The 14,322-nt window shown below is 67.2% G+C and carries 10 protein-coding genes; 6 read left to right on the top strand and 4 right to left on the bottom strand.

Annotated elements, in window-relative coordinates; genetic code table 11:
* Nucleotides 1–5: 5 nt before the first annotated feature.
* Complete coding sequence (locus AC5P57_RS18505) at nucleotides 6–3,602, top strand: ATP-binding protein (RefSeq protein ID WP_262235843.1); 3,597 nt, start codon at nucleotides 6–8, stop codon at nucleotides 3,600–3,602.
* Here the strand turns inward: AC5P57_RS18505 and AC5P57_RS18500 are convergent.
* Nucleotides 3,596–3,997 (bottom strand): c-type cytochrome, encoded by a 402-nt coding sequence (locus AC5P57_RS18500; protein ID WP_099551580.1) that lies wholly within the window; start codon nucleotides 3,995–3,997, stop codon nucleotides 3,596–3,598. The two genes, AC5P57_RS18505 and AC5P57_RS18500, sit on opposite strands and share 7 nt — an antisense overlap.
* A gap of 65 nt (nucleotides 3,998–4,062) precedes the next feature.
* Nucleotides 4,063–5,739 carry an electron transfer flavoprotein-ubiquinone oxidoreductase gene (locus AC5P57_RS18495; RefSeq protein WP_262235842.1) on the bottom strand — a complete coding sequence of 559 codons (1,677 nt, stop codon included), beginning with the start codon at nucleotides 5,737–5,739 and terminating at the stop codon, nucleotides 4,063–4,065.
* A 257-nt stretch (nucleotides 5,740–5,996) separates the two neighbouring features.
* Here AC5P57_RS18495 and AC5P57_RS18490 point away from each other — a divergent pair, with 257 nt between their 5' ends.
* A complete protein-coding gene (locus AC5P57_RS18490) occupies nucleotides 5,997–7,160 on the top strand; it encodes an acyl-CoA dehydrogenase family protein (protein ID WP_262235841.1) in 1,164 nt (387 codons plus the stop codon).
* 108 nt (nucleotides 7,161–7,268) lie between these two features.
* Here AC5P57_RS18490 and AC5P57_RS18485 read toward each other — a convergent pair whose 3' ends face one another.
* Complete coding sequence (locus AC5P57_RS18485; RefSeq protein WP_262235840.1) at nucleotides 7,269–7,748, bottom strand: tRNA (cytidine(34)-2'-O)-methyltransferase; 480 nt, start codon at nucleotides 7,746–7,748, stop codon at nucleotides 7,269–7,271.
* A gap of 69 nt (nucleotides 7,749–7,817) precedes the next feature.
* Nucleotides 7,818–8,294 (bottom strand): XAC0231 family protein, encoded by a 477-nt coding sequence (locus AC5P57_RS18480; RefSeq protein WP_049402662.1) that lies wholly within the window; start codon nucleotides 8,292–8,294, stop codon nucleotides 7,818–7,820.
* Between the two features lie 416 nt (nucleotides 8,295–8,710).
* On the opposite strand from AC5P57_RS18480, the gene AC5P57_RS18475 reads away from it, so the two are divergent.
* The 4 genes from AC5P57_RS18475 to AC5P57_RS18460 all read left to right on the top strand — a co-directional run bounded on the left by AC5P57_RS18475 (nucleotide 8,711) and on the right by AC5P57_RS18460 (nucleotide 14,231).
* Nucleotides 8,711–11,560 carry a M16 family metallopeptidase gene (locus tag AC5P57_RS18475; RefSeq protein WP_262235839.1) on the top strand — a complete coding sequence of 950 codons (2,850 nt, stop codon included), beginning with the start codon at nucleotides 8,711–8,713 and terminating at the stop codon, nucleotides 11,558–11,560.
* 201 nt (nucleotides 11,561–11,761) lie between these two features.
* Nucleotides 11,762–12,079: a DUF4156 domain-containing protein gene (locus AC5P57_RS18470; protein ID WP_005407628.1), complete on the top strand. Its 318-nt coding sequence runs from the start codon at nucleotides 11,762–11,764 to the stop codon at nucleotides 12,077–12,079.
* A gap of 103 nt (nucleotides 12,080–12,182) precedes the next feature.
* Nucleotides 12,183–13,199: a 3-oxoacyl-ACP synthase III gene (locus AC5P57_RS18465; protein ID WP_004135358.1), complete on the top strand. Its 1,017-nt coding sequence runs from the start codon at nucleotides 12,183–12,185 to the stop codon at nucleotides 13,197–13,199.
* Between the two features lie 141 nt (nucleotides 13,200–13,340).
* Nucleotides 13,341–14,231 carry an alpha/beta fold hydrolase gene (locus tag AC5P57_RS18460; protein ID WP_099551575.1) on the top strand — a complete coding sequence of 297 codons (891 nt, stop codon included), beginning with the start codon at nucleotides 13,341–13,343 and terminating at the stop codon, nucleotides 14,229–14,231.
* Nucleotides 14,232–14,322: the final 91 nt, after the last annotated feature.

The following is a 14,322-nucleotide window of genomic DNA, read 5'->3' as shown; positions in this document are numbered from 1 at the left end:
CGCCGATGCGTAGCTGGGCTGTTCGCGGGCTGGTCCTGCTGCTGGCCGCACTGGTGCTGCCGGTGGCGCTGGCACAGGCGGTGCCTGGGCTGTTGCCGCTCAGTCCCCTGCAGCGCGAGTACCTCGCCGCCCATCCAAGCATCGTCGTGGGCCAGTATGACAGCGGCTGGCCGCCGTTCGAGTCCCTCCGTGATGGCCAGCAGGTTGGCCTGGGGCCGGATTATCTGTCGCTTCTTGCCCGTCAGTTGGGCGTGAAGGTCGAGGCCCGGCGATATGCCGACTGGACTTCCGTACTGGATGCGGCCTGTCGTGGCGAGATCGACGTGGTAATGAATGTCGGTCTCAGCGCCGACCGCACCCGGTGCATGGTCTACACCGCTGCCTATGGCGAGGCGCCGTTGGCGCTGGTGGGGAGGCCAGGCGATCTGCGTGCTTCGAACATGCCCGACCTGGACGGATTGCGGGTGGTCATCGAGCAGGATTTCCTGACCGGCCCGCAGGTGCGGGCACGTTTCCCACGTGCGGTGCAGCTTGTCGCAAACAGCTCGTTGGCAGCGCTGCAGATGGTCAGAGACGACAAAGCTGATGTCTACATAGGCAATGCCTACGTTGCCACCGAACTGATCGCTCGCCAGCACCTGCAGGGTGTCGTCCTGCTGCGTCCGAGCGACCTGCCCCCCGAACGGCTGCACTTCGGCGTTCCCAACAGCAAGCAACCGCTGGCCGAAGCGCTGGACCTGGCGCTGGCCGCGACCAGCCAGGCCCAGCGCGATGCACTGGCACAACGCTGGCTGCCCCCGCCGCAGTGGTCGGCATCGGCACAGCTGGCGCTGAGCCAGGCCGAGAAGCGGGTTCTGGAACAGCCGTTGAAGATCGGTTTCGCGCCGAACGCCGCCCCACTGTCGTTCGCCGACGAGGATGGCAAGCCCAGCGGCCTGGCCAGCGAGTACCTGGGGCGGCTGATGCAGGCCGGTGCCAACCTGCAGGCGCAGAACAGCCATGACTGGTACGAGGTGCGCGAGAAGGCGCGTCGCGGCGAGCTGCAGGCGGTGATGGGTATTCCGGTCGATTCGCATTACCTGGGCCCGGACTGGGTGTTCAGCCAACCCTTCATCAGCGTGCCGAACGTGATCATCAGCCGCCACGACAGCCCGGCCCTGCTGGGTCTGTCCGACCTCCAGGACAAGCGTGTACTGCTGTCCGATCCGGAGCGCGTTCGTGGCTATGTGCTGCAGCAGGCGCCGCAGGCCAGGATCGTCGCCGCGCGCAGTGCCGAACAGGCCATGCAACGCCTGATCGATGGCGAGGCCGACGCCTACGTGGGTAATCTTGCGCTGGTCGACCACCTGCTGCGCACGAGCTTCCCGGGGCGCCTGCAGGTTGCCGCGCCCGCGGGCTTCAACGACCAGCTGGCACTGGCCGTGGAGCGCCGGCATGCGGCGCTCGCCACGACCTTCGATCGCTTGCTGCTGCAGATGACGCCACGCGAGCGCGAAGCGCTGCGCGACGACTGGCTGGCGGTGGAGTACCGCAACGGCATCGACTGGCAGCGCACGCTGCGCTGGGGTGTACCGCTGCTGCTGGTGCTGCTGACCGCGCTGCTGGTGCATGGCATCGGCTACTGGCGCCTGCGCCGTGAGGTGGCCGGGCGCCGCCAGCTGGAGCAGCGCCTGGCCGAAGTGACCGACAACCTGCCTGCCGTGGTCTACCAGGCCCGTCGCGAGGTTGATGGCACGCTCAGCTTCCCGTTCATTGCCGGCGACCTGCAGGCGCTGTTCGGGATCACCCGGCAGCAGGCCGAGCAGGACGCCAGGACATTGCTGGAACGCGTCGAAGAGGACGATCGCGCGCGCATCCTGCAGGCGGTCGAACAGGCCGCGCACCAGTTCGCACCGCTCATGCTGGAATTCCGCCTGCGCGGCAATGGAACAGGCCCGCGTTGGGTGCGCACCCAGGCGCAACCCTATGCCGCCGAAGCCGGTGTAGTGACCTGGAGTGGCTACTGGGTGGATGCCAGCGAGGCCCGTGCACAGGCGGATGCCCTGACCGCAGCCAAGGCCGAGGCCGAGCAGGCGGCCGAGGCCAAATCCCGCTTCCTGGCCACCATGAGCCATGAGATCCGCACGCCGATGAGTGGCGTGCTGGGCATGCTGGAGGTGCTGGCGCATTCGCCGCTGGATGCCGAGCAGCAGCGCATTCTCGGGGTTATCGAGGACGCGGCGCAGATGCTGCGGCAGATCCTCGACGACATCCTCGACTACTCGCGGCTGGAGGCCGGCGCGCTGCGCCTGGAACCGGTGCCGCAGCGGCTGCGGCCATTGCTGGAAAGCGTGTGCCGGTTGTTGTCGGCGCAGGCCAGTGCACGTGGACTGGACCTGCAGGTGCAGATCGACCCGCAGCTGGCGGCGGCGCACGAAGTGGATGGCGTGCGCCTGCGCCAGATCGTGTTCAACCTGCTCAGCAACGCCATCAAGTTCACCGTGCACGGCGAAGTGCGGCTGCAGCTGGAGGTGCTGGGGCCGACCGCCGAAGACGGTAGCCAGCCGCTTCGCCTGAGCGTCACCGATACCGGCATGGGTATCGCGCCGGAAGAATTGCAGCACCTGTTCGCGCCGTTCACCCAGGCCGGCGCTTACATCCAGCGTGACCACGGTGGTACCGGCCTCGGCCTCAGCATCTGCCATCGCCTGGTGCAGATGATGGAGGGCGAGCTGGAGCTGCACAGCACGCTGGGCGAGGGCACCTGTGCCGAGGTGCGGCTATCGCTGGTGGAAGCGGGCATTGCCGATGCTGAAGCGCTGGTTGCCGAACAGGCACAGGCTGCCCTGCTGCCGTTGGCGCTGCGGCAGGCGCGCGTGCTGGTGATCGAGGATCATCCGACCAACCAGGCGATGATGGCCTGGCGGCTGCAGCAGTTGGGCGTGCCGCATGTGCTGGTCGGTGATGGCCAGCAGGGCCTGGATCATCTGGCATCAAAGTCCTTCGATCTGGTCATTACCGATTGCCGGATGCCGGTGCTGGATGGTTTCGCCTTCACCCGCCTTCTGCGTGAGCGCGAGGGACGCACCGGGCAACCGCGGCTGGCCGTGCTGGCGCTGACCGCCAGCGTGCTGGACGACGATGCGCGTCGCTGCCGTGAAGCCGGGATGGACGAGGTGCTGGCCAAGCCGTTGTCATTGGCCACTCTGCGCGCGGCATTGCTGCGCTGGTTACCGCAGGCGCAGGGGCATTCGTTCGAGGAGCCGGTGCCGGAGTCCGCCGCCGCCGGCGCGATGCTGCCTGATCTGGCCACGCTGCAACAGCGTTTCGGTTCGCAGGCCGTGGCCGAGCAGTTGCGCGACAGCCTGCTGCAGGCCAGTGAAGGTGACCTGGCCGCTGTGCAGTGCGCGCTGCAGGCCGGCGACCGTGAGGCTGCCGCGCTGCACCTGCATCGCCAGGCGGGCGGATTGGGTGCAGTGGGGGCGACGGCACTGGCCGGGCAGGCCAATGCACTGGTCGAGCGCCTGCAGGATGCGGCCGAGACCGATCCGGTGCCATTGTTCGCCGCGGTGGCGGCATTCGTGGCGCGGCTGCAGCAACAACTGCAGCGCCTGGCTCACTGAGCCGACTGCTGCTGCAGGTAGGCGATCACCAGCGCGCGGCGTTCGGCGCTGGGGAAGGCGTTGTACATGCGCGTGCCGGGCACCACGTGGGTGGGCGACTGCAGGAACGCATCCAGCGTCTGCGCGGTCCAGGTGATGTCGGCGCGGCGCATGCCATCGGAGTAGCCGTAGTCGGGCAGGCTGCCGGCGCGACGACCGATCACGCCGTGCAGATTCGGCCCGAAGCGGTGGATGCCCCCGGCTTGCACGGTGTGGCAGCCGGCACACAACTCGAACGCGCGCTGCATGGCCTGTTGGTGCGCCTGTTCCGGCGTGGCCGGTGCCGCAGGCGGACGCTGGCAGGCCGTGGCGACCAGGGCCACGGCAACGGCGATGAGCGGGAGTGATGCACGCATGGGCGGGCAGGATAGCGACGCAGCGGGGCAGGCGGGCTGCGACACGCGGTCGCAGCCCGGTGCGATCACATGCCCGAGTAGTTCGGGCCGCCGCCGCCCTGCGGGGTCACCCAGACGATGTTCTGGGTGGGGTCCTTGATGTCGCAGGTCTTGCAGTGCACGCAGTTCTGCGCGTTGATCTGCAGCCGCGCGTTGTCGGCGTCGCCGACGAACTCGTACACGCCGGCCGGGCAGTAGCGCGCTTCCGGACCGGCGTACTCGGCCAGGTTCACCTTCACTGGAATGCTCGGGTCCTTCAGCGTCAGGTGGCTGGGCTGGTTTTCGTCGTGGTTGGTGCTGCTCAGGAACACCGAACTGAGGCGATCGAAGGTCAGCACGCCATCCGGCTTCGGGTAGGCGATGCGGGTGTGCCTGGACGCCGGTTCCAGGCAGGCGTGGTCGGGCTGGGTGCGATGCAGGGTCCACGGTGGGTTGCGCACACCCAGCTTGGGAAGCAGCCACTGCTCTACGCCGGTCATCAGCGTGGCCACGGTCTGGCCCTTCTTGAACCACTGCTTGAAGTTCTTGGCCTGCTGCAGTTCGGTGAACAGCCAGCTGGCTTCGAAGGCCTTCGGGTAGGCACTCAGTTCATCGTGCTGGCGGTCGGCGGCGAGCGCATCGAACGCGGCGTCGGCGCACAGCATGCCGGTCTTGATCGCGGCATGGCTGCCCTTGATGCGGCTGGCGTTGAGGTAGCCGGCCTCGCAGCCGACCAGCGCGCCACCGGGGAACACGGTCTTCGGCAGCGACAGCAGGCCGCCGGCGGTGATCGCACGCGCGCCGTAGCCGATGCGGGTGCCGCCTTCCAGGTGCTTGCGGATCTGCGGGTGGGTCTTGAAGCGCTGGAATTCCTCGAACGGGCTCAGCCACGGATTCCTGTAGTCCAGGCCGACCACATAGCCGATCGCGACCTTGCCGCCGTCGGCGTGGTACAGGAATGCACCGCCGTAGGTGTCGCTGTCCAGCGGCCAGCCGGCGGCATGCACCACCAGGCCCGGCTCATGCTTGGCCGGGTCGATCTGCCACAGTTCCTTGATGCCGATGCCGTAGGCCTGCGGGTCCTTGCCTTCGTCCAGTTTGTAGCGGGCGATCAACTGGCGCCCCAGGTGGCCGCGTGCGCCTTCGGCGAAGATCGTGTACTTGGCCTGCAGCGCCATGCCACGCTCGAAGGCCGGGCCGATGCTGCCGTCCTTCTCGATGCCCATGTCGCCGGTGGCCACGCCGATCACTTCACCGTTGTCGCCATACAGCACTTCGGCGGCGGCGAAGCCGGGGAAGATCGCCACTTCCAGCGCCTCGGCCTGCTGCGCCAGCCAGCGGGTCACTTCCCCCAGGCTGATGATGTAGTTGCCTTCGTTGTGGAAGCACTCCGGCAGCAGCGCGTTGGGCGTGCTGCGCGAACCGGTCTGGCTGAGGAACAGGAATTCGTCGCGGGTGACCTTCTGCTTCAGCGGTGCGCCACGCTCGGCCCAGTCCGGGAACAGTTCGGTCAGCGCGCGCGGATCCATCACCGCGCCGGACAGCACGTGCGCGCCCGGTTCGGAACCCTTCTCCAGCACGCACACCGACAATTCGCGACCGGCTTCGATCGCGCGCTGGCGCAGGCGGATCGCGGTGGCCAGGCCGGCGGGGCCGGCACCGACGATCACCACGTCGAATTCCATTACTTCACGCGGGGGCAGGGCGTTGGCTTCAGCGCTCATCGATTGCATGACTCGTGGGTAGGGCCGGCATCGGGGCCACCGGCGGTGCCTGGGAATCGCGCGTGCGGCCACGGGCGAAACGGTTGTTTGAATGTGTCAGGGTACCGGGACGCGCCGGATCCAGCTAGATCGGCGCCGTTCACGCCACGATTGCTGCGTTGCAGCGTAGTGCCGCAGCTCTGGTGGGTGCCGACCCTGGTCGGCACGCTCTGCCCGGATGACCGACAATGGCCGGGTCCTGACTGCGTGTGAGTGCCATGGCTTTGCATCCGTACGATCTGTTTGATGTCCGTTCCCTGCTCAACGAGGAAGAGCGCGCCGTACAGGAGAGCGTCGCCCGTTTCACCAACGAGCGTGTGCTGCCGATCATCGGCGATGCCTTCGACCAGGCCCGCTTCCCCGATGAACTGGTGCCGGAGATCGCGTCACTGGGCCTGCTCGGTGCGACTCTGCCGACCGAGTACGGCGGTGGTGGCCTGGGCGCGGTCAGCTACGGCCTGATCTGCCAGGAGCTGGAGCGCGGCGATTCCGGCCTGCGCAGTTTCGTCTCGGTGCAGAGCTCGCTGTGCATGTATCCGATCTACGCCTATGGCAGCGAGGAACAGCGCCAGCAGTGGCTGCCGGCGATGGCGCGCGGCGAGCTGATCGGCTGCTTCGGCCTGACCGAGGCGCATGGTGGTTCCGATCCGGCCAGCATGAAAACCCGCGCCGTGCGTGACGGCGGTGACTGGCGCATCACCGGCAGCAAGATGTGGATCACCAGCGGTCCGGTGGCCGATCTGGCCATCGTCTGGGCGCAGACCGAGGACGGCATCCAGGGCTTCGTGCTGGAAAAGGGCATGGCCGGTTTCACCACGCAGGAAATCAAGCACAAGATGAGCCTGCGCGCGTCGCTGACCGGTGCGCTGTTCTTCGACGATGTGCGTGTGCCCGACAGCCATCGCCTGCCGAACGTGAAGGGGTTGAAGGGGCCGCTGGGCTGCCTGACCCAGGCCCGCTACGGCATCAGCTGGGGCCCGATCGGCGCGGCGATTGCCTGCCTGGATGAAGCACTGGGCTATGCCAAGGAGCGCGTTCTGTTCGGTCGCCCGCTGGCGGCCACGCAGAGCGCGCAGATCAAGCTGGCCGAGATGGCCCGCCGCATCACCACCGCGCAGCTGCTGGCCCTGCAGCTGGGCCGCCTGAAGGAAGCCGGCCAGCTGCAGCCGCAGCAGGTCAGCCTGGCCAAGTGGAACAACTGCCGCATGGCCATCGACATTGCCCGCGAATGCCGCGATCTGCTGGGCGGGGCCGGCATCACCACCGAACACGTGGCGATCCGCCACGCGCTGAACCTGGAATCGGTGATCACCTATGAAGGCACCGAGACCGTGCACCAGCTGGTGATCGGCCGCGAACTGACCGGCATCAACGCGTTCTGAGTGCACCGGTAGTGCCGGCCGCTGGCCGGCGTTGCGATTGGCACGCTGAAAGCGGCGCGTTTCTTTGGTTACTTTCTTTGCGCGAGCAAAGAAAGTGACGCACGTGAGCTACGCCCCGCCGGCAAACCCATGCTGCCGCCACGCTTCGTACATCACCACGGCAACGGTGTTGGAAAGATTGAGGCTGCGGTTGTCCGGCCGCATCGGCAGGCGCAGGCGGTGGCCATCGGGCAAAGCATCGAGCACGTCCTGCGGCAGGCCGCGGCTTTCCGGGCCGAACAGGAACGCATCACCGTCTTCGAACGCCACGCTGTCATAGCGGACGCTGGCACGCGTACTCAGGGCGAACAACCGCTTCGGTGCGATCCGCGCCAGTGCAGTGTCAAGGTCGGGGTGCACCTGCAGGCGCGAATACTCGTGGTAGTCCAGGCCGGCGCGCTTGAGCTGCTTGTCTTCCAGTGCGAAGCCGAGCGGCTCGACCAGGTGCAGCTGCGCGCCGGTGTTGGCGCAGAGCCGGATCACATTGCCCGTGTTGGGCGGGATTTCCGGTTGGAACAGGATCACGTGGAACTGGGGCGCGGCTTTCATCGGCGCAGTGTACCTGCGACGGCGGCCGCCTTTACGGCGCACGCCCTGCGCTGGGCAGGGCGGCACCGGTTACGGGCGCAGCAGAACCTGGGCGGTTTCGGTGGCCAGGGCCTGCAGGTCGGCGGCGCTCGGACGCACCTGCAGGGCCGGCAGGTTGACGATGACCGAGTTGGCGACGTTGGTGGCGGCAGCAGCCAGGGTCGCGGCGTAGCGCTGGGCTTCCAGTTCGGCGGCCAGGGCGACGCGCTGCTCCAGGCTCGGACGCACTTCCACCGAGGCCAGGGTGGTGATCGGCATCGCGGCGGCGACCGGGGCGGCGACGTAGCCGCTGCGCTCGGCCAGCTGGTCGGCGCTGGGGCGAACTTCCACGGTGGCCAGGGTCGGAATGCCGCTGGCCTGTTCCCAGGCCTGCTGGGCCAGCTGGTCGGCGGCCGGGCGGACCTGCACGGTGGACAGGGTCTTGATGGATTCGGAGGCCTGCACCGACGAAACAACCGCGGTGCCGGCGATCAGGGCGATGGCGATGGCAATGGTCTTGGCGTTCATGACGGGGCCTGTTTAGTGTTGGTGATCAGTGGTGTGGTAGTAAGGTAGTACACCGATTCTGGGCATGCAAGGAAAATTTTCGATTTCCTGCATTTGTTCAGTCTTCAGTCAGCTTTCGTCTGAAGCCCTTCCTGGCGCAGGAAGTACCAAGCAATCCCCGTGCCAACTTTTAGTCGTTGATTTACAAGGGTTTTGTTTGGATCGAAAAGTGTCCGGTGGGCGGACACCTGTCCATTCGATGCGCCGCGGACACTGTCCGGACGCCTGCTGCGGGTGCATGTGACTTCCCACGCCAGCCTGGGAGGGCCGGGCGGATGGCGCACTGGGGCAAACACCCCCAGTGACTGGCGACCGATTCCTGCCGCTGCGTGCGCACGCTAGGATCGGGGTTCACCTATGTGACCAAGGATCCGGATATGTCTCTCGCCCTTCGCCCGCGCGCTGCACTGCTGGCTGTCGCCCTCAGCACCGCCCTGGGCACGCTTGTGCCTTCCCATGCGTTGGCGGCAAAGCCGGCCGCACCGGCCAAGGTCGATATCCCGTATGAGCAGTTCACCCTGCCCAACGGCCTGCGCGTGATCGTGCATACCGATCGCAAGGCGCCGATCGTCGCGGTCAACGTCTGGTATCACGTGGGCAGCAAGGACGAACCGGCCGGCCGTACCGGCTTTGCGCACCTGTTCGAACACCTGATGTTCCAGGGCAGCGAAAACCACGACGGCGAATTCTTCGAACCGTTCAAGCAGGTGGGTGCCACCAACCAGAACGGCACCACCAATACCGACCGCACCAACTACTTCGAGAACGTGCCCACCACCGCACTGGACATGGCGCTGTGGATGGAATCGGACCGCATGGGCCATCTGGTCGGTGCGATCGACCAGGCGGCGCTGGACGAGCAGCGCGGCGTGGTGCAGAACGAGAAGCGCCAGGGCGAGAACCAGCCCTACGGACAGGCCTGGGACCAGCTCAACAAGGCGATGTACCCGGTGGGCCACCCGTACCACCACAGCGTGATCGGTTCCATGAACGATCTGAACGCGGCGTCGCTGGATGACGTGAAGACCTGGTTCCGCACCTGGTACGGCCCGAACAACGCGGTGCTGGTGCTGGCCGGCGACATCGACCTGGCCACCGCCAAGGAAAAGGTCGGCAAGTACTTCGGCAGCATTCCGGCCGGCCCGACCATGGCGCAGCCGGCCGTGAACGTGGCCAAGCGCAGCGCCGACACGCGCGAGACGATGACCGACAAGGTGCCGCAGGCGCGCATCTACCGCGCCTGGAACGTGCCGCAGGTCGGCACCGCCGATGTCGATCAGCTGCAGCTGTTCGCGCAGATCCTGGGCGGTGCCAAGTCCTCGCGCCTGAGCCAGCGCCTGCAGCACCAGGACAAGCTGGTGGACAGCATCGCGTCGGGCCTGTCGACGTCGCAGCTGGGTTCGAACTTCGTGATCATGGCGACGGTCAAGCAGGGCCAGGACCCGGCCAAGGTCGAGAAGATCATCGACGAGGAACTGGATCGGCTGATCAAGCAGGGCCCGACCGCGGCCGAGCTGGAGCGCGCCAAGACCGGTGCCCGCGCCGGCTTCATCCGCGGCATCGAGCGCATCGGTGGCTTCGGCGGCAAGGCCGACGCGCTGGCCGAGTGCGCGGTGTTCACCGGCGACCCGGGCTGCTTCCGCACCTCGCTGGCCAACATCGAGAAGGCCAGTGCCGCCGATCTGAGCCGTCTGGGCACGCAGTGGCTGGACAAGGGCAGCCACACCCTGGTGATCGCACCGGGTGAGCGCGTGGCGCTGAAGGAAGACCCGAGCCAGGCGCCGAAGCCGTTCAATGTGCCGGCAGTGGACCCCAAGTACAGCACGCTGCCGGAGCAGGTCGACCGCAAGGCCGGCGTGCTGCAGACCCGCGAGTTCCCGCAGCTGAAGTTCCCGGCGCTGCAGCGCGCCACGCTGAAGAACGGCACCCAGGTGATCCTGGCCGAGCGCCACGAGATTCCGGTGGTGCAGTTCAGCTACCAGTTCCCGGGCGGCTTCAGCGCCGACCAGGGCCGCAAGCCGGGCACCGCCAACTTCACCATGAGCCTGATGACCGAAGGCGCCGGCAAGCTCGGCTCGCTGGCCTTCGCCGATGCCGCTGACGCACTGGGTGCCAGCCTGGATGCCTCGGCCGGCCTGGACTCGATGAGCGTGGACCTGTCGGCGCTGAAGGAAAACCTGGCGCCGTCGTTGGCGCTGTATCGCGATCTGCTGCGCGAACCGCGCTTCGAGCAGGGCGAGATCGACCGGGTCAAGGCGAGCTGGATCGCCGGCATCCAGCAGGAGAAGGTCAACCCGGGTGCGGTGGCGATGCGCGTGCTGCCGCCGCTGCTGTACGGCAAGGGCCATCCGTATGCCATTCCGTTCACCGGCAGCGGTGACGAAGCAGCGATCAACGGCCTGACCCGCGAAGACCTGGTCGACTTCCACCACGATTGGCTGCGCCCGCAGAACGGCACCCTGATCGTGGTCGGTGACACCACCCTGGCCGAGATCGTGCCGCTGCTGGACAAGCAGCTGGGTGACTGGAAGGCTGCCGGCGATGCCCCGCAGGTGAAGGCCGCCACCGACGTCGCATTGCCGAAGGGCCCGCGCGTGTTCCTGATCGACCAGCCGGGCGCAGTGCAGGCCAATCTGTTCGCCGGCCAGGTGGTCGCGCCGTCCAGCGCCACCAGCTCGACCCGCTTCGACATCGCCAACGGCGTGATCGGCGGCGACTTCACCTCGCGTCTGAACATGAACCTGCGTGAAGACAAGCACTGGTCGTACGGTGCACGCAGCAGCGCGGTCAATTCGGTCGGCCAGCGTCCGTGGATGGCCAGCGCGCCGGTGCAGATCGACAAGACGGGTCCGGCGATGGCGGAAATGCGCAAGGAAATCGCCGCGTTCGCCGATGGCAGCAAGCCGGCCACCGCCGGCGAGGTGAACCGCATCCGCAACATCCAGACGCTGAGCCTGCCGGGTGCCTACGAGACCGCCAGCGCGGTGGCATCGACCATCGGCTCGATCGTCCAGTTCAAGCGTCCGGACGACTACGTGCTGCGTCGCAAGGCCGAGATCGAAGCGATGACCCCGGCGCAGGTGCAGCAGGCCGCCGCCGAGATCAAGCCGCAGGCGCTGACCTGGGTGGTGGTGGGTGACCTCAAGCAGACCGAAGCGGCCGTGCGCGCGCTGAACCTGGGCGAGGTGACGGTGATCGACGCAGAAGGCAACCCGGTCAAGAAGTAAGGGAAGTGCCTGCCCGCTACGGCGGGCAGGCTCCCTGTGGTAGCGCCGGGCCATGCCCGGCGGTTTTCCGGCGGCCAGCAAGGCCGCGCTGCGCGCTCGCCGGGCACGGCCCGGCGCTACCGGGGGATCCGACCCCCCACCGGCTACCCCCGATTCAGGCTGTTCAGGCAGAATCCCTCCATACCCTTCCAGGATCTGCCCATGCGCGTTCTGCTGCTTTCCTCCCTGCTGCTCACCGTCACCGCCTGTACCTGGGTGCCGATCGAACCGGCCGGCAAGGCGACCCGCGTGCTGCCGGCAGGTCCGGTCCCGGCCGGCTGCATCGCCAAGGGCGAGGTGGTGGTGACCGTGAAGAGCAAGGTCGGTTTCTACAACCGCAACCCTCTGCGCGTGCAGGAAGAGCTGGAAACCCTGGCCCGCAACGAGGCCCCGAGTGCCGGCGCCAATGCCGTGCAGGCCGCTGCGGCGCCCGCTGATGGCAGCCAGCGCTTCGCCGCGTTCCAGTGCCCGCCGCGCTGAACGCTTCACCATACGGCCAAGGCTGAATTCGTAAAGATGCGGTGAAGGCCCCGGGGGTTATAGAATAGCGCCCCCTTTTGCCTGAGCCTTGGCGCTAACCTCGATGCTCTTCAAGAATGTCTCGATCGCCGGCCTGGCACACGTCGACGCGCCGCATACGCTGACCACCAAGGAAATCAACGAACGCCTGCAGCCGACGTTGGATCGCCTGGGTATCCGCACCGACGTGCTCGGCGACATCGCCGGCATCCACGCGCGCCGCCTGTGGGACAACGGCGTGCTGGCGTCCGACGCTGCCACCATGGCAGGCCGCAAGGCACTGGAAGACGCAGGCATCAATGCGACGCAGGTTGGCCTGCTGGTCAACACCTCGGTCAGCCGCGACTACCTGGAGCCGTCCACCGCCTCCATCGTCTCGGGCAATCTCGGCGTCAGCGATGAGTGCATGACCTTCGACGTCGCCAATGCCTGCCTGGCCTTCATCAACGGCATGGATATCGCCGCGCGCATGATCGAGCGCGGTGACATCGACTACGCGCTGGTGGTGGACGGCGAGACCGCCAACCTGGTGTACGAGAAGACCCTGGAGCGCATGACCGCCCCGGATGTCACCGCCGACGATTTCCGCAACGAGCTGGCGGCGCTGACCACCGGTTCGGGTGCCGCGGCGATGGTGATGGCGCGCTCGGAGCTGGTGCCGGACGCGCCGCGCTACAAGGGCGGCGTGACCCGCTCGGCCACCGAGTGGAACCAGCTGTGCCTGGGCAACCTGGACCGCATGGTCACCGACACCCGCCTGCTGCTGATCGAAGGCATCAAGCTGGCGCAGAAGACCTTCACCGCCGCCAAGATCGCCCTGGGCTGGGCCGTGGAAGAGCTGGACCAGTTCGTGATCCACCAGGTCAGCCAGCCGCACACCGCCGCGTTCATCAAGAACTTCGGCATCGACCCGAAGAAGGTCATGACCATCTTCGGCGAGCACGGCAACATCGGCCCGGCCTCGGTGCCGATCGTGCTGAGCAAGCTCAAGCAGCTGGGCAAGCTGAAGAAGGGCGATCGCATCGCGCTGCTCGGCATCGGCTCGGGCCTGAACTGTTCGATGGCTGAAGTGGTCTGGTAAGCAGCCCGCTGCCCGACCTCCTGTAGAGCCGAGCCCATGCTCGGCTCACGCGCGCAGCGCGGCTCTTCCGCAGCGGACCGGAGAGCAGCCGAGCATCGGCTCGGCTCTACATTGCGCCGCGACTCTCCCTAGGTACTCCGCATGCGCGATCTTCCCGGTTACCCCGCCCACCCGCAGCGCTTCGAAGTGCGCCCCGGCCTGTCGATGAACTATCTCGACGAAGGCCCGCGCGACGGCGAGGTGGTGGTGATGGTGCACGGCAACCCGTCGTGGAGCTATTACTGGCGCACGCTGGTGGCCGGCCTGTCGGACACGTACCGCTGCATCGTGCCGGACCACATCGGCATGGGCCTGTCGGACAAGCCGGACGATAGCCGCTACGAGTACACCCTGCAGTCGCGCGTGGATGATCTTGATGCGTTGCTGAAGCACCTGGGCATCACCGGCCCGGTGACCCTGGCGGTGCACGACTGGGGCGGCATGATCGGTTTCGGCTGGGCGCTGTCGCACCACGACCAGGTGAAGCGCCTGGTGGTGCTCAACACCGCCGCGTTCCCGATGCCGGCGGCGAAGAAGATGCCGTGGCAGATCGCGCTGGGCCGCCACTGGAAGATCGGCGAGTGGATCATCCGCACCTTCAATGCGTTCTCGTCCGGTGCCTCGTGGCTGGGCGTGGAGCGGAAGATGCCGGCCGACGTGCGCCGCGCCTACGTGTCGCCGTACAACAACTACGCCAACCGCATCAGCACCATCCGCTTCATGCAGGATATCCCGCTGTCGCCGGCCGACAAGGCCTGGTCGCTGCTGGAGCGGGCCGGCAAGGCGCTGCCGTCGTTCGCCGACCGCCCGGCCTTCCTCGGCTGGGGCCTGCGCGACTTCGTGTTCGATCATCATTTCCTGAAGGGCTTCCAGGCCGCGCTGCCGCAGGCCCAGGTACATGCCTTCGAGGACGCCGGCCACTACGTGCTGGAAGACAAGCACGAGGTGCTGGTGCCGGAGATCCGCGCGTTCCTGGACAAGAACCCGATCTGATCGGTTCCCGGGGCGGATCCCGGTAGTGCCGGCCGCTGGCCGGCAAGGGCGCAATGCGCGCCGGGTTCAAGAGGTTGCCGGCCAGCGGCCG

It is taken from the genome of Stenotrophomonas sp. YJH_SMC_79 (genome assembly GCF_059367995.1).
This window is presented reverse-complemented; position numbering and strand designations above follow the sequence as displayed.

Excerpts from the sequence above, each read along its gene's own strand:
- AC5P57_RS18505 (WP_262235843.1), top strand. The coding sequence starts at position 6 with ATGCGTAGCTGGGCTGTTCGCGGGCTGGTCCTGCTGCTGGCCGCACTG.
- AC5P57_RS18500 (WP_099551580.1), bottom strand. The coding sequence starts at position 3,997 with ATGCGTGCATCACTCCCGCTCATCGCCGTTGCCGTGGCCCTGGTCGCC.
- AC5P57_RS18495 (WP_262235842.1), bottom strand. The coding sequence starts at position 5,739 with ATGAGCGCTGAAGCCAACGCCCTGCCCCCGCGTGAAGTAATGGAATTC.
- AC5P57_RS18490 (WP_262235841.1), top strand. The coding sequence starts at position 5,997 with ATGGCTTTGCATCCGTACGATCTGTTTGATGTCCGTTCCCTGCTCAAC.
- AC5P57_RS18485 (WP_262235840.1), bottom strand. The coding sequence starts at position 7,748 with ATGAAAGCCGCGCCCCAGTTCCACGTGATCCTGTTCCAACCGGAAATC.
- AC5P57_RS18480 (WP_049402662.1), bottom strand. The coding sequence starts at position 8,294 with ATGAACGCCAAGACCATTGCCATCGCCATCGCCCTGATCGCCGGCACC.
- AC5P57_RS18475 (WP_262235839.1), top strand. The coding sequence starts at position 8,711 with ATGTCTCTCGCCCTTCGCCCGCGCGCTGCACTGCTGGCTGTCGCCCTC.
- AC5P57_RS18470 (WP_005407628.1), top strand. The coding sequence starts at position 11,762 with ATGCGCGTTCTGCTGCTTTCCTCCCTGCTGCTCACCGTCACCGCCTGT.
- AC5P57_RS18465 (WP_004135358.1), top strand. The coding sequence starts at position 12,183 with ATGCTCTTCAAGAATGTCTCGATCGCCGGCCTGGCACACGTCGACGCG.
- AC5P57_RS18460 (WP_099551575.1), top strand. The coding sequence starts at position 13,341 with ATGCGCGATCTTCCCGGTTACCCCGCCCACCCGCAGCGCTTCGAAGTG.